This is a genomic window from Herbaspirillum sp. RV1423, assembly GCF_000577615.1.
GTDB lineage: Bacteria > Pseudomonadota > Gammaproteobacteria > Burkholderiales > Burkholderiaceae_D > Herbaspirillum.
Genome location: NZ_CBXX010000005.1, coordinates 153,436 through 172,060 on the forward strand (window position 1 = coordinate 153,436; position 18,625 = coordinate 172,060).

The following is an 18,625-nucleotide window of genomic DNA, read 5'->3' on the forward strand; positions in this document are numbered from 1 at the left end:
TGCAGCGAAGCCATACAAAAAATCACCGAACATCAATGGTGGGATATTCAAGCGGCAAGTTACGTTTTATTTTTAAAAGGATACAAACATGGACAAAAAAATAGTTACGGGACTTTTTCTGATGCTACGACATGCGCTTAGTCTATTGCCGCTCTCCGTTTTCTGCATACAAGCAGCTATCGCAGACGATATGGAAGCACTGGATGGTCATGACAATCAAAAAGGCAAGCAAGCGTATGTATAGAAAAATAGCAGTGGGAATCCTGCTGGCAAGCACCCTTGCCATTGGGGGATGCAGCAATCTGGGCGGATGTGATTCGCTGGCGCTGTGTGACGACTTCAGCAAGGTGAATGATCCAAATTTTAAGATTATTACGGCCGGGGTGGTGAATTACACGACGCATTCTGTTGGTCGCGTACATCTATTACCGCTGAATAAAAATGACATAGATGATGGCGCAATAATCGGTGTAGCAGCAAGAACTCCAATGAATGCCAATGAATGGTCCACTGGTGGTGGTGGAATGCCCGCACTAGCTTGGGACTTTAGATGGAAGTTGCCTAAAAAATTTAAAGTCTGGTGGACCGTTATTCATGATGACAAGTTGTATGACGCGAGTAAAACTTATATGAAAGATGGTAAGCCATTTGACCCTTACGATCCTTATATCACCAAAGAAACACGTCCTGGGCTAGTGTGGTGTGAAGCTGAGGTGGAAATAAAACATCCGGTTATCAAAGATCGCAGTTCTAAATTAGCTTTGTATTTTTATCCAGATGGACATGTAGAAGGTGACATTGGCGGTATTCCGATGAGTAAATTGGACATCCAAAAGCGCAGCGAACTTCCTGTCAGCGACAAGCCTTGCGCTAAAGAAATTTCCAATCCCTATTACGGTAAAAAGAAACCCGTGCATTTCACTTATTAAAGAGCGGAGATAAAAATGGGCACACCAAAATTCATGCGCATCACAGATGTTCCTAACAGCCATGACTTTACGCGCAGTAAAAACCGTTACGACTTAAGTCCCTATCCTGATTGTAAAAGTTGTACGTCGCCGATCTGGTTTACTGCTTTCTTTGATGGGACAAATAATAATTTTTATCAGGATGGTGGTACAGGCGATGAGCCTTTAGTAGATCCCGATTTAACCAAATACACTAATATCGCCAAGCTGTGGCAGTTCGCGCATAAAAATCCTAATGGTGAAGACACTTCATATGCCTCATCACAGACCAAAGCCGCCTACATCCAAGGCGTCGGTACGCCTTGCAAGGAAGTCGGCGATCCCGGCGGCGGATTCGGCGCAGCGACGGCAGCTTATGGCGAAGCCCGTATCAACTGGATGCTGGACCAGCTTGCAGAACACGTCCGCAACCGAAAACTCAGCTATGGCGACGGCCACCTGTACATCAGTCAAATCAACCTGGCCGTTTTCGGTTTTTCCCGTGGCGCAACGCAGGCACGCGCTTTTGTCCGCAAGTTGGCCGATGGCAAGCTGGCCTCGGTGGTTGACGGCGAATTGCGTTGGCACCAGCCCAATCGTGATGGTATACGTCCCAAGATCCATCTTTACTTCATGGGTCTGATCGATACCGTGGCCGGCGTCGGTTATGGTGGCGGCGCATTGGAGGAACGGCTTTCGCCCGGACTGGCCGTAGGCGGTCCTGTGCTGGGACAAGTATTGGGTTCCAGCGTCTTTGGCCCGGTGGGTGCGGTGCTGGGTGGTTTGCTGTGGCTGTTGAATAAAGACGGACACGATAGCTGGGCTGATGACTTGCGCATTCCGGCCTATGTGCAACGTTGCGTGCATTTGGTCGCCAGCCACGAGGTGCGCGAGCGGTTTCCGCTGGACTCGGTGCGTGAAGACGATATCTTGCCCGGCAACTGTGTCGAGGATTTTTATCCCGGCGTGCATTCGGATGTGGGCGGCGGGTATGAGCGCAATTATCAGGAAAACCGCAGCAATGAACTCGCCAATATTGCACTGGCGCGCTTGTATGTCGAGGCGTGGCAGGCAGGCGTACCTTTGAAATCGCCCGATGAGATCATGGCATCGCCTGCCGCAGAGTTGTTTGCGATTTCGCCGGAACTGGAACAATTATGGATGAATTATATGGCGCAAGATACACCGGGCGAAAAAATGGAAATCCAGCTTATTTCGCACATGAATCGCTATTATCGCTGGCGTGCTGGACGGACTAGTCGTTTGGGACGCTGTGATGCGAATATCGATTGGCGCAATGTTGATGCGTTTATGAAAATCACCGACAAGGAGTGGGCGGACGATATCGTCACATTTGCAAAAAAACGGCGTGAAGTCGAGGAACAAAATAAAGAGTATTTAAAAACACACAACAACTTGCTCGATTTCCGACGCGAGCGCGGCATCGATACTGCCTTGACTTATGACGCGTATCAAGCGCCGTCCCCGCTAGAGCAGCATCAAGCCTATCTACTCGATGCGTATTTCAAACAGCAGGACCGCGATCCGTGGGAGGGTGAGGCGCGACGTCAGCTCGATCAATTTTTTGACCGGTATGTGCATGATTCCATCGCAGGATTCAAGCAGGTTTTAGCGAACAGTAAAAAATCGTATGTAGAAAGCAGTCGCTGGTCGGTGAACCGACGTATCTTTGTCGGTAAGCGAGACAGTAGCTATTTGTACTGGCGCTACGAGGGCAAGACGCCCGAAATCGAGGAAGCGAGAGTTGCAGCGATACAGCAGGAAAGAGAGAAAGTGTTGGCGCAGGAGAATGCTCGACCGAATATTGCTAGGACGGGATAGAAGCGCGTGGGCGTCCGAGTGTGTTGGGAATGGTCAATATTTGTCCTGTATCAATATCAAAAATTCATACTTGTGCGCTTTTTTCCACCCATAAAATATCTGGCCCGCCAACACCAATTAGCGGGCCTTGTTATTTCTCTGAAGAGACAATGAATCAGGGCGCCGGATTCGGCTGCGTCTTGTGGATCGCTTCGATCTGCTCGACGATCTCCGGCGACAGTTGTACCGACAGGCTGTCGATGTTGCTGCGCAATTGCTCCATGGTGGTGGCGCCGATGATGTTGGAGGTGACGAAAGGGCGGCTGTTGACATAGGCCAGCGCCAGTTGCGCCGGATCGATGCCGTGCTTGCGCGCCAATGCCACGTAGGCCTTGGCGGCGGCTACCGTCTGCGGGCTGTTGTAGCGCGTGAAGCGATCGAACAGCGTCAGGCGGGCGCCGGCCGGACGCGCGCCGTTTTCGTATTTGCCCGACAGCACGCCGAAGGCCAGCGGCGAATACGCCAGCAGCCCGACCTGTTCGCGATGGGCGAATTCGGCGAGGTTGATTTCAAAGCTGCGATTCAACAAGTTGTAAGGATTCTGGATGGCGACCACGCGCTCCAGGTCGAATTTTTCGGCGGCGCGCAGGAACTGCGCCACGCCCCAGGCGGTTTCATTCGACAGGCCGATGTGGCGGATCTTGCCGGCCTTGACGAACTCGGACAGGATGGTCAGCGTTTCGTCGATGGCGACGGTCTGTTCGTCGGCGATATGGCTGTAGTTGAGCTGGCCGAAGCTGTTGACGCTGCGGTCGGGCCAGTGCAACTGGTACAGGTCGACGTGATCGAGCTGGAGGCGTTCAAGACTGCCGTGGAGCGCTTCGGTCAGGCCCTTGCGGTCGAAATTGTTGACGCCGCCGCGCACGTGGCGCGGATTGTGCGGTTTGCGCGCCGGGCCGGTGGCCTTGGTGGCGATCAGCAGTTGGCCGCGCTTGCCCGATTTCTTCAGCCAGGTACCGAGATAGCGTTCGCTCAGGCCCTGCGTTTCGGCCTTGGGCGGTACCGGATACATTTCGGCGACGTCGATCAGGTTGATGCCGCGCTCGGTCGCAAAGTCGAGTTGCGAGTGGGCTTCGGCTTCGGTGTTTTGTTCTCCCCAGGTCATGGTGCCGAGCGTGATCAGGCTGACGTTGACGTTAGTGCGGCCAAGAGGGCGGTATTGCATGGGTGAGTCCTTTCGGAAAACGTATGGGCGCGACGGAAATGAAGTAGTATATCCGCGCGCCGCGTTCCGCGCAGAGCCCCTTCCAGCACAAGAAAATTCCTCGCCAATGACTTCCGCCATCGCATCAGAACAGTTGTTGCACCATCGCTCCTTCCGCTTGTTCTGGCTCGCCAGCGTGGCCTCGACGATTGCGCTGCAAATGCAGATCGTTGCGGTCGGATGGCAGGTTTATCAGTTGACGCATAGTGCGTTCGATCTCGGCATCGTGGGGCTGGTACAGTTCATTCCTTCACTGTTTCTGGTCTTCGTCGTCGGCCATGTGGCCGATCGCCACGACCGCCGCCAAGTGGCGCGCATCAGCATCCTGGTCGAGGCGATCGCCGCCGGTCTGCTGGCGGCGGGCAGTATCGGCGGCTGGCTGAACAAGGAGGCGATTTTTGCGATCGTGTTCGTGATCGGGGCCGGCCGCGCGTTCAGCAAACCGACCATGTCGGCGCTGCTGCCGACGCTGATGCCGCCGTCCTTGTTGCCGCGCGCCGTGGCCGGTTCCGCTTCCGCGACGCAAGTGGCGATCATCATCGGCCCGGCTATCGGCGGTTTTTTGTATGTCGCGGGGCCGTCGGTGGTGTATCTCTCCAGTTGCGCCATGTTCTTGCTTTGCAGCGTGCTGGTGTCGCTGATCAAGGTTGAGACGCCGCCCGTCAAACGCGAGAACACGACGCTCAAATCGGTGTTCGCCGGCCTCGCTTATATCCGCAGCAAGCCGGCCATCTTCGGCGCGATTTCGCTCGATCTGTTTGCCGTGTTGCTGGGCGGCGCCACGGCATTGTTGCCGATCTATGCGCATGACATCCTCAACACCAATTCGGTCGGGCTCGGTTTGCTGCGCTCGGCGCCTGCGGTGGGCGCGTTGTCGGTGGCCTTGTTCCTCGCACATCATCCGCTGAAAGGGCGCATCGGACGCACCATGTTCATCGCCGTGGCGATCTTCGGCTGCGCTACGATCGTGTTCGGCCTGTCGCAGTCGTTTGTGTTGTCGCTGGCGGCGTTGGTGGTGCTGGGTGCATCGGACATGATCAGCGTGGTGGTGCGTTCGAGTTTCGTGCAACTGGAAACGCCGGATGAAATGCGCGGCCGCGTGAGCGCGGTGAATTCGGTATTCATCGGCACGTCCAACCAGCTCGGCGAGTTCGAGTCGGGCCTGACCGCCGCCTGGTTCGGCGCCGTGCCGGCGGTGTTGATCGGCGGCATCGGCACGCTGCTGGTGGCGGTCTTGTGGATCAGGCTGTTTCCCCAGCTATTCCATGTCGATCGTCTGGTCGCGAATGCGGGCAAGAAATAACGGGAAGCAGCGAGAGATCGCGTGGCCGATGCCGTCAGGGTTCCGGATCCTGATTGGCGAGATGGATCTTCACATGCGGCAGCGGGCCATCCGCTGCCGAGAACACCACCGGGCAGTTGACCACGATATCGGTCTTTTCGATACTGACCTGGCCGGCTTCTTCCGCGGCCAGCACTTCCTCTTCCGACTTCAACACATGCGGTTGCTTGCCGGGCAGCCAGGTCACCTTGTGCACCTGCCACAGCGGCGAATAATTCAGGTTGGCATTGGCCGCGCCGATGGGGGCGGGCAACGACGGCAACACGCCGCCTTGTTTGACATTCACGAATGAATAGATGCGCTCGACGGCCCCCGGCTGTCCGGGTTGGCGCTGCCGGCTGATCGCATTGACCAGGCGCGGCACATAATTGGCGCCCATATCCTGCGCTGCCTTTCTGTCGGAAACGTCGGTGGTGACATAACGTACGATCTGGCCGTTGTACCAGCCCGAGATCAGCGGCAACGCGACGATGTCGCCGGTTTGCTGGCCATGCGCTTGCGCGGACAGGCAAGCCGCGATAACGAATGGAATCAGGTCCAGGATGTTTTTCTTCATGTTGTCGAATGCTCTCATGTGGTCGTGGCGGATGTGCCGAACGTGAGTCGTTGGCGACGTTGCAAATCTTACAGCGAAGAATACAGCGAAGAAAAAGGCCTGCGGGAGAAACCGGCAGGCCTTGGAAACGGAACGGACTCAGCTTATTGCGGATGGAACTGATGCGCGAAGGTGAATTCGTCGATGCGCGGCGTGTACTTCAGGCCCTTGCGCACCGCCCAGGTGGCGTACTGATGGTGCAGCGGGATCACCGCGTAGTCGTTCAGCGCCACGGTAGCCGCCTGTTGGGCGAATTCCTGACGCTGCTTTTCGTCGACCGAGGCCAGCGAGGACTGCACCAGCTTGTCGACTTGCGGATTGCTGTAGTGGCCCCAGTTCCACGAACCCCAGCCGGTGGCGGCATCGGTGGTGCCGACCAGCGTGCGCAGGCCGAAGTCGCCGGCCAGCGTGCCCCAGCCCAGCAGCGCGACGCTGAAGTCGCCGTTGCGCGCCTTGCCGAAATAGACCGACAGCGGGAAGGTCTCCACCTTGGTCTGGATGCCGACGCGGCTCAGGAATTGCGCCACGGTCTGCACCACGCGCTCGTCGTTGATGTAGCGATTGTTCGGACCGTGCAGCGTCAGCGCGAAGCCGTTTGGATAGCCGGCGGCGGCCAGCAGTTTCTTGGCGCCTTCAGGATCGTATTTCTCGACCTTCAGGTTATCGGCATAGCCGAGGATGCCGGGCGCGACGATGTTCGATGCCGGCGTGCCGAGGCCTTCCAGCGTACGCTCGGTCAGGGCCTGGCGGTTGATCGCCTTGGAAATGGCCTGACGCACGCGGATATCCTTCAGCGGATTCTTGTCCAGCGGCTTGCCCGACTTGTCGGTGATATCAGGCGTCTTGTCGCGCGACTGGTCCAGCGTCCAGAAAATCGTGCGCCACGAGGTGCGTTGCACCAGTTCGAATTTCGGATTGGACTTCAGCTTGGGCACGTCGGCCGGCGGCACGCTGTCGATGGCGTCGACTTCGCCGGCCAGCAACGCAGCCAGGCGCGCGCCGTCGGAGGTCAGGATGCGGAAGGTGACCTTATCCCAGTCGGCCTTGCCGCCCCAGTAGCTGTCGTTGCGCACCAGTTCGATGCTGTCGCCGCGCTTGAAGCTGCCGAACTTGAACGGGCCGGTGCCGATCAGCGCCTTGCCGCTGTTGAAGTCTTCGGTGGTGGCGTTTTGCGCCGCCTTCTTCGATACGATGAAGATGGTGCTCACGTCCAGCGCCAGCGGACCATAAGGCGTCGCGGTCTTGAGGCGCACGGTGTAGGGATCGACGATCTGTTTCTCGATGATCTGCTTGGTGTAGCTGGTGAACGGGCCGGGGCTGTTGGTCAGCGTGGCCGGACGGTCCAGCGAGAACACCACGTCTTCGGCGGTGAAGTCGGAACCGTCATGGAACTTGACGCCGCGGCGCAGCTTGAATTCCCAGGTGGTCGGATCGATGGCTTTCCACGAGGTCGCCAGGCCGGGAATCAGCTTGCCGGTCGGATCGACGTTGACCAACGCGTCGAACAGGTGCGACGACAGCGAAATGTTCGGGGCGATGTTGTTGAAGTGGGGATCCAGCGTGGACACGTCGGCGAACAGACCCAGCTTGAGTTCGGCCGCCAGCGAGGATTGCGCGGTCAGCGGCAGCGCCACGGCGGCGGCGATACCGCTGAAGGCCAGACTGAGTAATTTTTTCTTGAAAGAGAATGCCATCACGACTCCCGTTAATGATTGATTTGAAGCAGGCTTATTTTATGAGGACTTGTTGATTCAGGGGCAACAATGTTCCTATTTGCTTATTCGAAAAATGCATGGCATCCGTCAATGTACATGCAATGAGGATTTTTTGCCGAAGCGAGGCGGTCGCCGTTCAGGCCGCGTCCTGCTTTTGCAGCATTTCCACGAACTGCGCATGCGGAATCGGCCGGCTGAAGAAATAGCCCTGGTATTCGTCGGAACCGAAAACTTGCAATGCTTGCAACTGTACCTCAGTTTCCACGCCTTCGGTCACCACCTTGAGGTTGAGCGCGTGCGCCATTGCGATGATGGCCTGCACGATGGCGCTGCCGTTGGCGTCATGCGGGACGTCGGTGATGAAGGAGCGGTCGATCTTGACGTTGTCGACCGGAAAACGTTTGAGATACGCCAGCGACGAATAGCCGGTGCCGAAATCGTCGATGGAAATGGTGAAGCCCAACGCGCGGATGCCGTCCATGATGGCGATGGCTTGTTCGCGGTTGTGCATCACCATGCTTTCGGTGATTTCGAATTCCAGGCTGGAGGACGATACGCCGCGCGCCTGCACCACACGCTGGATGTCGGCCAGCAGGTTGTCATCGTTGAACTGGCTGCCGGCCAGGTTGATGGCGATGCGGCCGAACGCAAGGCCGAGCTTGTTGAGCGCGACAATGTCGTTGCAGGCGCTGTCGAGGACCAGCAGGCCGATCTGGTCGATCAGTCCGGCTTCCTCGGCCAGACCGATGAACTCGCCTGGCGGCAGCAGGCCGCGCACCGGATGTTGCCAGCGCACCAGCGCTTCGGCGCCGACGATGCGCGAACTGGCGAGGTTGACCTTGGGCTGGTAGTGGACGACGAATTCCTGACGTTCGATGGCGCGGCGCAATTCGGTTTCCAGCGCAATGCGTTCGACGGTATGCGTGTTGACTTCGTCGGAATAGAAGCGGTAGTCGTCCTTACCATTGTGCTTGGCGCGATACATGGCAATGTCGGCGTTCTTGATCAGGGTCTGGGCATTGCCGCCGTCGCTCGGATAGGTGGCAATGCCGATGCTGGTGCTGAGCTGGCATTCCTGGCCGCCGATATCGAACGGCTTGCGCGCCTCGGCCAGCAACTTTTGCGCGATCTCGCCGAGTTGCAGCGGATCGTCGTAGTCGTCGACCAGCACGATGAATTCGTCGCCGCCGACGCGCGCGAGGATGTCCAGTTCGCGCAGGCAGTTGCGGAAGCGCAGCGCGATTTCGCGCAGCAGGGCTTCACCGGTTTCGTGGCCGAAGGTGTCGTTGATGTTCTTGAAGCGGTCCAGGTCCATCAGGAACACCGCGACCTGGCCACCGCGGTGTTCGGCGTGGGCGATGGCGTTGCTGATGTGCTGGGTGCACAGGAAGCGGTTCGGCAGCCCGGTCAGTTCGTCATAGTGCGCCAGGTGGCGGATGCGTTCCTCGGCCTTGCGGCTTTCGATGGCGACGCTGGCCAGGTCGGCCGCGACGCCGGCCAGATGGAGGTATTCGCTGCTGGGCATGCCGTGCTCCTTGAGCAGGGCGGAGAACACGCCGAGCACCTGGCCTTCCTTGCCGATGATGGGCCAGGCGCCGCAGGAGGGAAACTCTTCCAGATGGATGAACTGGCGTGTATTTTCCATCACCGGATCGCCGGGGATATCACTGACGACATAGGGCATGCGCGTGATGACGGCTTCGCTGCTGGCGCCGTTGCCGTGGGCCACCGGCATGCCGAGATAGCCGCGCCGCATGCGTTCGGACAGGCGCGCGCTGATGATGATGGAAAAATGCGAGTTGTCTTCGTTGATCATCAGGATGGAGCAAACGCTGTGCGGGATCTGAGAATCGGCGAACAGCACGATTTCTTTGAGGATGTCTTCCAGGTCGGCATCGGTCATGACCATGTGCAGGATGCGGTTCTGGGTTGTCTGCAGCAACTCGGCGCGTTTGCGCGCGCTGATGTCGCGCAGGATGGCGAATATCGCAAAGCCTTTGTCGAGCTCGGTGCGGTTGATGGTGACGTCGGTATAGATGATCTTGTGGCGGCGGATTGTGATCCATTCGAATTGCTGGGGCTCGCCGGCGATGGCTTTTTCGATCAGTGCGGCGATGTCGGGCTGCTGAAGCTGCAGCGCGCTCTGGCGCGAAAACAGGCCGACCTTCCTGCCGATGATGCGCTGTTTGTCGGACACGCCGAAGAACCTGACCGCGGCGGCGTTGCAGTCGATGTAGAGCATGTCCGGGCTGAGCAGGACGATGGGGTCGTTGCCTTCCTCATACAGCTTGCGATAACGATGCTCGCTTTCGGTCAGGGCGTCGTCGCGCTTTTGCTTGTAGTTGTAATAGATCAGGAAGGCGATCAGCGCCAGCACGATGAAGCCGCTGATGCCGATCGACAGCAGGATGCGGTTGAGCGTGCGGCTCTTCCACGGCGCCAGCACGTCGTCCATGCGGCGCGCATACACCGCCACCATGCCGGAATCCGGGATTTTCTTGTAGGTAAACAGGAGGTATTCGCCGGTCAGTATGGAGTACTCTTCAAAGGCTCCTTCATCCGGGCCGTTGCGGATGTTGACCATGCTCCTGGCGTCGCGCAGGCTCTTGTCCAGCCACGCCGCTTCGAAAGGCGAACGTATCATCAGCGAACCGTCGGCTTTGCGCAGCGAGACGATGGCCTGGTAATTGGTGATGCGTTTGTAAAAGTCGAAGAAGTAGGACACCTTGAGTTCGGCCACGACCATGCCGACATGCTGGCCGCGAATGTATAGATTGCGGGCGACGGGCAGGATCAGCTCCTGGTTGTAACGGCTTCTGCCGAGCATGCCGACGAAATAATGCGGCAAGGCCGGGTTGGCGTCGACCTGGCGCAATTGCAGGTCGTTGAGTTCGATTTCGGTGGCGCCGACGCGCATCGAACTGGCGCGGCTGACGCCGGTCAGGTCGACGAAGCGCAGCGACTGTACCGGCGTCAGTTGCTGTTTTTCATGGACCAGCAGTTGATAGAGGCCGACATCGTCGTCAAGGATGTGCTGGTCCGCCGTCTGGATGGCCAGCGCCGTCGAGGCCAGCATGCGATCGATATCGGAGAGGATGCGTTCGGCATGTTCTTCGACGCTGCGCACGGCAACCATGGAACTGTTCTTTTCGGAAGCGATCGTCAATTGCCGGTCCTGCTCGACTTCCCACCATGTCTGAGCGCTGATGACGGCGATGACGAACGCCACGAAAAAAAGCAAAGTCCGTAAAGTACTGGTTGTCCTTCCTAGCGTCTTTTTCCCTTTTCCCATGTGGCCAGTATCGAGTGATGTTGCGGTAAAACACTTAACGCTTATTGTTTTTTTTGCTGCCTGGTGAGATCGCCCCGGATTTTGTTTCTTCTGTGAATCGGCTCTGTAGGGAGAGAACATACCGTAAGCAGAAGTCTTTGTCATCCTTCCCGCAAAACAAATCGCCTGTCCGGCTAATAATGTCCGGTCGCCGATTTCTCCCATGGCGAACCAATTCCCGCCGGCAATGCGATAATACCGGCCTTCGTCGGTAATGCCGTTCAGTTAAGCGTAAAAAGCGTCTTGCCGCATTGTCAGTCCATCCAACCGTCGTCCTGACGAAAGTCAGGACCCAGCGTTCGCTGGGACGACGGCTGGGAAAATAGGCTTAACTGAACGGCATTAGGCCTTCGTCGAAGCCATTTTCCAGAAACAGATCAGAGGATAACCATGAAGACCAAAGCAGCAGTCGCCTGGCAGGCGGGCAAGCCATTGACCATCGAGGAAGTCGAACTGGGCGGTCCCAAGGCCGGGGAAGTCCTGGTCGAAATCAAGGCGACCGGGATTTGCCATACCGATTACTACACGCTCTCAGGCGCCGACCCGGAAGGCATCTTCCCGGCCATCCTGGGCCACGAAGGCGCAGGCGTGGTGGTCGACGTTGGTCCCGGCGTCAAGAGTCTCAGGAAAGACGACCACGTCATTCCCCTGTACACGCCGGAATGCCGCGAGTGTAAATTTTGTCTGTCGCAGAAGACCAACCTGTGCCAGGCGATCCGCTCGACCCAGGGCCGTGGCCTGATGCCGGACGCCACCAGCCGTTTTTCGCTGGACGGCAAGCCTTTGTTCCATTACATGGGCACCTCGACATTTTCCAATTACATCGTGGTGCCGGAAATCGCGCTGGCCAAGATCCGTGAAGACGCGCCGTTCGACAAGGTCTGCTACATCGGCTGCGGCGTCACCACCGGCGTCGGCGCGGTGCTGTTCACCGCCAAGGTGGAGGCGGGCGCCAACGTTGTGGTGTTCGGCCTGGGCGGGATCGGCCTGAACGTGATCCAGGCGGCGCGCATGGTGGGCGCGGACAAGATCATCGGCGTCGATCTGAACCCGGCGCGCGAAGCCATGGCGCGCAAGTTCGGCATGACCCACTTCATCAATCCGAAGGAGGTCGGCAATGTGGTCGACGCCATCGTCGGCCTGACCGACGGCGGCGCCGACTACAGCTTCGAGTGCATCGGCAACACCACCACCATGCGCCAGGCGCTGGAGTGCTGCCACAAGGGCTGGGGGCAGTCGATCATCATCGGCGTGGCGGCGGCAGGCCAGGAAATCAGCACGCGTCCGTTCCAGTTGGTGACCGGCCGCGTCTGGAAGGGTTCTGCTTTTGGCGGCGCGCGCGGCCGCACCGACGTGCCGAAGATCGTCGACTGGTACATGGACGGCAAGCTCAACATCGACGACCTGATCACGCACAAGCTGCCGCTGGAGCGTATCAACGAAGGCTTCGACCTGATGAAGAGTGGCGAATCGATCCGCTCCGTCGTCGAGTTCTGAGATGGCTGCCGAGGTCTTGAGCGAGCACGGCTGCTTCGGCGGCGTGCAGGGCTTTTACAGGCACGACTCGAAAGAGATCGGCTTGCCGATGCGCTTTTCGGTGTTTGCGCCGCCGCAGGCCAGGCAAGGACCGGTGCCGGTGCTGTTTTATCTCGCCGGACTGACCTGTACCGAAGAAACCTTCATGATCAAAGGCGGCGCCCAGCGCGTCGCCGCCGAACTTGGGATCATGCTGGTGGCGCCGGATACGAGTCCGCGCGGCGCCGGTATTCCCGGTGAAAGCGATTCCTGGGATGTCGGTGTGGGCGCAGGTTTTTATCTCGACGCTACGCAGGCGCCGTGGAGCAGGTACTACCGCATGGAGTCCTATGTGGCGGAGGAATTGCGTCGGCTGATCCTGGCGGAGTTTCCCGCGGATGCGGGACGGGTCGGCATCTTCGGCCATTCGATGGGCGGCCATGGCGCGTTGACGCTGGCCTTGCGCCATCGCGAGGCCTATCGATCGGTGTCGGCGTTCGCGCCGATCGCCGCACCGTCCAAGTGCCCGTGGGGCGAGAAGGCGTTCGGCAGTTATCTCGGCAATGACCGCGAGGCCTGGCTTGCGCACGACGCCAGCGCGCTGATGCTGAAGGCGCAGACGCCGTTCCCGCAGGGCATCCTGGTCGATCAGGGACTGAGCGATAAATTCCTGGCGCAGCAGTTGTTGCCGCAGGAGTTTGAAGCCGCCTGCGTGCAGGCGCGGCAGCCGTTGGAATTGCGGCGGCACGAGGGGTATGACCACGGCTATTACTTCATCTCGACGTTCATGGAAGATCACCTGCGTTTCCATCATCGCATCTTGTCGGCCTGAAACCTGCGGTCATGAAAAAAGCGCTCGTCCCGTGAGGGAGCGAGCGCTTTTTCTTTGCGCGGAAGTTCAGTGCGCGGCTGCTGCTTCGGTGCTGCCTGCACCGCCCTTGACCGGTTTGATGATCCAGATCAATGGAATGATCACGATGAAAATCACCGCCGACAGCCAGAAGATATCGTTGATGCCGATCATCGCCGCCTGCGCGTTCAGGTTGCGTTCGATCAGGCCGGTGGCCTGGTCCTGGCTCATCCCGAAGGTGCTGCCGAGCGTATTGAACATCTCCTGCAGCCAGGGGCTGTAGGGCGTGGCGTGCTCGGTCAGTTGCGCGTGGTGGACGATGGTACGGTTGTTCCATGCCGTGGTTGCAATCGACGTGCCGATCGCGCCGCAGAATACGCGCACGAAACTCGACAGGCCGGCTGCCGCGGGAATGCGTTCCGGCGGCAGGCCGGACAGCAGCAGTACCGTCAGCGGTACGAAGAACATCGCCGTCGGGATGCCTTGCAGCAGCGTCGGCAGAATCACCGTCCACTGGTCGACTTCCAGGTTGTAGCGCGAGCGCATCCAGAACACGAAGGCGAAACCGACGAAGGACGCCGTGGCGACCTTGCGCGCATCCATGCGCGGCAGGAATTTGCCGATCAGCGGCATCAGGATCACCGCAAAGATCCCGATCGGCGCCGTCGACAGGCCGGAGTCGATCGAACGGTAGCCGAGATACTGTTGCAGCCATTGCGGCAGCAGCACCAGGTTGCCGAAGAACACGCCGTAGCCGATGGAAATCGCGACCGTGCCGCCGAAGAAATTGCGTCTTCCGAACAGTCGCAGATCCACCACCGGATGGTCGTTGTTCAATTCCCAGATCACGAAGTAGGCAAAAGCGACCGCAGCCACGATGCCCAGCGTCAGGATCAGCGGCGAAGCGAACCAGTCCAGATCCTTGCCCTTGTCCAGCATGATCTGGAAGGCCGCCACCCAGGTCACCAGCAACAGCAGGCCGACGGTGTCGATGGGCAGCTTGCGCGTGGGACTTTCGCGCGTGCGATAGATCGCCATCGTGATGCCGGCGGCGATCAGGCCGACCGGGATGTTGATGTAGAAAATCCACGGCCATTTGTAGGCATCGGTAATCCACCCGCCCAGCGCCGGTCCGGCCACCGGCGCGACCACCGCCGTCATGCCCCAGAGCGCCAGCGCAAAGGACGCCTTGGACTTGGGGTAGGCCCCCAGCAGCAGCGATTGCGACAGCGGCACCATTGGTCCCGCCACCAGACCTTGCAGCACGCGCGCAGCCAGCAGGATCGGCAGCGTTGGCGCCAGCCCGCACAACCAGGATGCGATCACGAACAGCAGCACCGAAGTGACGAACAGACGCACCGCGCCGATGCGCTGCGTGAGCCAGCCGGTCAGCGGGATGGAAATCGCATTCGCAGCGGCGAACGAGGTGATGACCCAGGTGCCTTCATCGATCGAGACGCCGAGATTGCCCGAGATGGTCGGAATCGCCACGTTCGCGATCGACGAGTCGAGCACGTTCATGAATACCGCCAGCGACACCGACAAGGTGCCCAGCACCAGGTTGGCGCCGGTCAGCGGCGGCGGCGGGGTGTAGTTTTGAGGACTGCTCGCCATGGGGGATGTCTGTCCGGTCAGGTGTGGGGAACGACGATGCCAGCCTTCTTCTTCGTCGCGGCCGGCGAGGACAGGCCGCCGGCGTTGTCGCTGATGATGCGCTCGACGATGTCATCGGCTTGCTTGCCGAGGTCGCTGTAGACGTTGGTCTGGTAATCGGTGGTCGCCGCTTCCATCGCCTTGCCGTCGCCGCGGATGTTCACGGTGGCGGTGGTCGACAGGCCGATGCGCAGCGGATGCGCCTGCACTTCCTGCGGGTCGAGGGCGATGCGCACCGGCACGCGCTGAACCACCTTGATCCAGTTGCCGGTGGCGTTCTGCGCAGGCAGCAACGAGAAGGCGCCGCCGGTGCCGGCGGAAAAGCCGATCACGGTGCCTTTGTACTTGACGTCGGAACCGTAGACGTCGGCGATCACTTCAACCGGCTGGCCGATGCGGATGTGCTTCAACTGGCCTTCCTTGAAGTTGGCGTCGATCCAGATCTGTTCCAGCGGCACGATCGCCATCAGCGGACTGCCGGCGGCGATGCGCTGGCCAAGCTGGACCGAACGCTTGGAGACGAAACCCGACACCGGCGCCACGATGTTGACGCGGGCATAGTTCAGATAGGCGTTGCGCACCTGCGTGGCGGCCTGCAGCACGTTCGGATGTTCGGTCACGCTGGTGCGATCGGTCAGGGCGCGGTTGGCGGCCAGGCTGGCGCGCGCTTGGTCGAGCGCGGCGACGGCGTTCTTGACGGCGTCCTGGGCATGGGCCAGGTCTTCCTGCGACACGGCGCCGGAAGCGATGCCGGCCTGGCGGCGTTGTAGGTCGTCGCGCGCGCGCACCAGGTTGGTTTCCGCCGCGGCCACGTTGGCCGACAGCGTGTCATTGTTCAGGAAGGTCTGGCGCGTCTGGCGCACGGCTTGCGCCAGCGCGGCCTCGGCCTGGGCCAGTGCGATCCTGCTGTCGGCTGCGTCGAGCGACACCAGTTGCTGGCCGGCCTTGACGATTTGCGTATCGTCGGCCTTGATCGAGGTCACGGTGCCGCCGACCTGGGCGGAAATCTGCACGACGTTGCCGCCGACGTAAGCGTCGTCGGTTTCTTCGTAGAAGCGGGCATACAGGAACCAGTACAGGCTGAAAGCAATGGCGACGACGATCAGAACCGCAGTCAGCAGCAGCAACTGGCGTTTGCGTTTGCCATTGCCGTTGCCGTTTTGTGGAAGGGCTTCACTCATGAATTACTCCGTGTATTACTTTGTTTTTGTCAGGGGCGCGCAGCCGATCATGGTCAGTTGCGCCACGCTTGGAACAATTGCTTTAAAAATTATTGTGGTTTGGCGGCGCTGGCGTCCGGGGCCGCGATCGCCAGTCCGGTCTGCCGGGCATCGAAACCGCCGCCGAGCGCCTTGAACAAGCCGATCTGCTGGTTGCGGCGGCTGGCTTCCAGATTGATCAGCGCCTGTTGCTGGGCGAGCAGGGCGGTTTCCGCGTTCAGCACCACCAGTTGCGAGGTCAGGCCGATGCGATAACGTTCCTTCGCCAGGTTGTAGGCGCGTTGGGTGGCGGCAAGCGCTTCGCGCCGGATCGGCAATTGCCGGTCGATCGAGCGGATGCCGGTGATCTGCTTGGCGACATCGCCGTAGGCGTCGTTGAGCGTCTGGTTATAGGATGCCACGGCCATGTCGTACGACGCATACGAACCCTTCAGATTGGCGCGCAAGGCGCCGCCTTCGAAGACCGGCAGGCTGATCGCGGGACCGAAGGCGATGCTCTTGCTGGCGGCCGTGAACGGATTGGCATTGAGCAGGCTGTCGAAGCCGACCATGGCCGACAGGTTGATGTCGGGGTAGAAGCGGGCCTTGGCGACCTCGATGTCCTTGCCGGCAGCTTCCACCTGCCAGCGCGCGGCGACGATGTCGGGACGGCGGCCCAGCAGGTTGAGCGGCAATTGCGCCGGCAGTTCAGGCGTGGTCAGCGTGGCCATGCGCGGCGCGGCGATTTGCAAGCCGCGGTCCGGCCCCTTGCCGAGCAGCACGCCGAGTTGCTGACGCGTGATGGTGATCTGGCCTTCGCTTTGCACCAATTGCGCGCGCGCTTCGGCACTGCTGCCTTGCGACTGGTTGCGTTCGATTTGCGTATCGAGGCCGGTCCTGACCCGATCGGCAGTGATTTTTTGGAGGGACTCGCGTTGTTCGAGGGTGCGCTGCAAGATCGCGTGCAGCGCATATTCCGTCGCCAGTTCGTTATAGGTCGAGGCGATCGAACTGACCAGCACCAGACGTGTTTCCTGGGCGCCGGCCTCAGCCGCTTTCTGCTGCGATACGGCTTGCTCGAGGGCGGCATGGTTCTTGCCCCACACATCGAGTTCATAGCTCAGGTTAAGGAAGGCCTTTTTTTCATTGAACCAGTTGCCGCCATAAGGCGGCGGGTAGATCGTGGTTTCCGGGAACAGGTTGCGGGTGACCGCCGCATCGGCGCTCACCGACGGCAGCAACGGCGCTCCTTTGCTTTCGGCCAGGGCGCTGGCCGAAGCGATGCGTGCTTGCGCCTGTTGCAGGCTGGGGCTGTTTTCCATGGCTTCAGCGATCAGGGCCGTCAATTGCGGGTCGCCGAATTGTTCCACCCAATTGGCGGCGGGCCATTGTCCGCTTTCCTGACCGGCGAGGCTGCTCCCGACGGCGTAATCGCCTGGTTGCGCCATATGTTTATCGCTGCTGATGCCGCTGAAACTGGCGCAGCCGGACAGGCCGAGTATGCCGATCGTCAGCATGCAAAAAGTGATCACTCGCAAACGCAGTGCGGGCGACGAGGCGCATTTCATGTCATTCTCCAAGGCGGGTTCTTATTGCTTGCTATGTCTGGATGCGTATCTGAATGAGTCGACGAGATTGCTGCCACCGTTTGAACTTCCGGACCGATGGCGACTTGCTGAGGGCGTTTACACGCTAGCGAGTAAAAACTCATCTTTCTGTATTATACTCGCATATACGAACATTAGCTCATGTTACAAAACTGGAACAAAAAATGAAATTGCAGCCTCGTAAAGAACCTCGCCAAGCCCGCTCTAAAGCCATGGTCGATACGATCCTCGACGCCATGGCGAGGGTGCTGGTCGAGCGCGGTTACGCCAAGACCAACACCAACCTCGTGGCGGAGGCTGCGGGCATCAGCGTCGGTTCTCTGTACCAGTATTTTCCGAACAAGGACGCCCTGATTTTTGCGCTGCGCGAACGCCATGTGGCGCGCATGCTGCAACTGTTTGAAGAGGTGGTGGCCAGGATGGATGCGTCCGGCAGCCTGGCGGGCGATTTCGAGGCGCTCATCGAAGCGTTGGTGGCGGCCCATCTGGTCGAGCCGGAGTTGAACCGCATCCTGGAAGAAGAGTTTCCCTCCTTCCATTTGCCGGTTTCCAATCATGTGCGCCAGCGCTTTTTCGAAGCCATCAAAGGCGTCCTGAGCAAACATCGCAAGAGCATCAGCGCGCCCGACATCGATGTGGCGGCCTTCGTCGTGCAGCGCATGCTCAAGGCGCTGGTCAACGCGGTGGTGCTGATTGCACCGCCGGGCCTGAATGCGGCTAGTGTCAGGTCGGAAATTGTTCCCGCCGTTGTTGGTTATTTAACAGCGCAAAGATCGAATTGATTGC

At 59.4% G+C, this 18,625-nt stretch carries 14 protein-coding genes; 7 read left to right on the forward strand and 7 right to left on the reverse strand.

From position 1 onward, the window contains the following. The first annotated feature begins 88 nt into the window (after positions 1–88). The 3 genes from RV1423_RS30345 to RV1423_RS07250 are packed head-to-tail and all read left to right on the forward strand — an operon-like array spanning position 89 to position 2,789. Positions 89–244, forward strand: a complete 156-nt coding sequence (locus tag RV1423_RS30345) for a hypothetical protein (RefSeq protein WP_197034894.1) — start codon at positions 89–91, stop codon at positions 242–244. Further along, on the forward strand, positions 210–929 hold the full coding sequence (locus RV1423_RS07245; protein ID WP_197034895.1) for a DUF3304 domain-containing protein: 720 nt from the start codon (positions 210–212) through the stop codon (positions 927–929). Before RV1423_RS30345 ends, RV1423_RS07245 begins: the two co-directional genes overlap by 35 nt. Before the next feature lie 15 nt (positions 930–944). After that, positions 945–2,789, forward strand: a complete 1,845-nt coding sequence (locus tag RV1423_RS07250; protein WP_081768734.1) for a phospholipase effector Tle1 domain-containing protein — start codon at positions 945–947, stop codon at positions 2,787–2,789. Positions 2,790–2,943: 154 nt separating this feature from the next. Here the strand turns inward: RV1423_RS07250 and RV1423_RS07255 are convergent, their stop codons facing one another. Beyond that, positions 2,944–3,993 (reverse strand): NADP(H)-dependent aldo-keto reductase, encoded by a 1,050-nt coding sequence (locus tag RV1423_RS07255; protein WP_034294865.1) that lies wholly within the window; start codon positions 3,991–3,993, stop codon positions 2,944–2,946. A 106-nt stretch (positions 3,994–4,099) separates the two neighbouring features. Here RV1423_RS07255 and RV1423_RS07260 point away from each other — a divergent pair, with 106 nt between their 5' ends. Then, positions 4,100–5,335 carry an MFS transporter gene (locus tag RV1423_RS07260; RefSeq protein ID WP_034294869.1) on the forward strand — a complete coding sequence of 412 codons (1,236 nt, stop codon included), beginning with the start codon at positions 4,100–4,102 and terminating at the stop codon, positions 5,333–5,335. Positions 5,336–5,369: 34 nt separating this feature from the next. Here RV1423_RS07260 and RV1423_RS07265 read toward each other — a convergent pair whose 3' ends face one another. The 3 genes from RV1423_RS07265 to RV1423_RS07275 all read right to left on the reverse strand — a co-directional run bounded on the left by RV1423_RS07265 (position 5,370) and on the right by RV1423_RS07275 (position 10,976). Next, complete coding sequence (locus tag RV1423_RS07265) at positions 5,370–5,930, reverse strand: hypothetical protein (RefSeq protein ID WP_231502082.1); 561 nt, start codon at positions 5,928–5,930, stop codon at positions 5,370–5,372. Positions 5,931–6,073: 143 nt separating this feature from the next. Next, positions 6,074–7,663 (reverse strand): ABC transporter substrate-binding protein, encoded by a 1,590-nt coding sequence (locus RV1423_RS07270; protein ID WP_034294875.1) that lies wholly within the window; start codon positions 7,661–7,663, stop codon positions 6,074–6,076. A gap of 157 nt (positions 7,664–7,820) precedes the next feature. Beyond that, positions 7,821–10,976, reverse strand: a complete 3,156-nt coding sequence (locus tag RV1423_RS07275; protein WP_034294877.1) for an EAL domain-containing protein — start codon at positions 10,974–10,976, stop codon at positions 7,821–7,823. A gap of 429 nt (positions 10,977–11,405) precedes the next feature. Here RV1423_RS07275 and RV1423_RS07280 point away from each other — a divergent pair, with 429 nt between their 5' ends. After that, on the forward strand, positions 11,406–12,512 hold the full coding sequence (locus RV1423_RS07280; protein ID WP_034294878.1) for an S-(hydroxymethyl)glutathione dehydrogenase/class III alcohol dehydrogenase: 1,107 nt from the start codon (positions 11,406–11,408) through the stop codon (positions 12,510–12,512). 1 nt (position 12,513) lies between these two features. After that, complete coding sequence (gene fghA / locus RV1423_RS07285; protein ID WP_034294879.1) at positions 12,514–13,362, forward strand: S-formylglutathione hydrolase; 849 nt, start codon at positions 12,514–12,516, stop codon at positions 13,360–13,362. A 66-nt stretch (positions 13,363–13,428) separates the two neighbouring features. On the opposite strand, the gene RV1423_RS07290 is transcribed toward fghA, so the two are convergent. The 3 genes from RV1423_RS07290 to RV1423_RS07300 all read right to left on the reverse strand — a co-directional run bounded on the left by RV1423_RS07290 (position 13,429) and on the right by RV1423_RS07300 (position 17,800). Next, positions 13,429–14,994: a DHA2 family efflux MFS transporter permease subunit gene (locus RV1423_RS07290; protein WP_034294880.1), complete on the reverse strand. Its 1,566-nt coding sequence runs from the start codon at positions 14,992–14,994 to the stop codon at positions 13,429–13,431. Between the two features lie 17 nt (positions 14,995–15,011). After that, a complete protein-coding gene (locus RV1423_RS07295) occupies positions 15,012–16,214 on the reverse strand; it encodes an HlyD family efflux transporter periplasmic adaptor subunit (RefSeq protein WP_034294883.1) in 1,203 nt (400 codons plus the stop codon). An 89-nt stretch (positions 16,215–16,303) separates the two neighbouring features. Next, positions 16,304–17,800, reverse strand: a complete 1,497-nt coding sequence (locus tag RV1423_RS07300; protein WP_034294885.1) for an efflux transporter outer membrane subunit — start codon at positions 17,798–17,800, stop codon at positions 16,304–16,306. A 203-nt stretch (positions 17,801–18,003) separates the two neighbouring features. On the opposite strand from RV1423_RS07300, the gene RV1423_RS07305 reads away from it, so the two are divergent. After that, positions 18,004–18,621 (forward strand): TetR/AcrR family transcriptional regulator, encoded by a 618-nt coding sequence (locus RV1423_RS07305; protein WP_051516545.1) that lies wholly within the window; start codon positions 18,004–18,006, stop codon positions 18,619–18,621. Positions 18,622–18,625 lie beyond the last annotated feature (4 nt).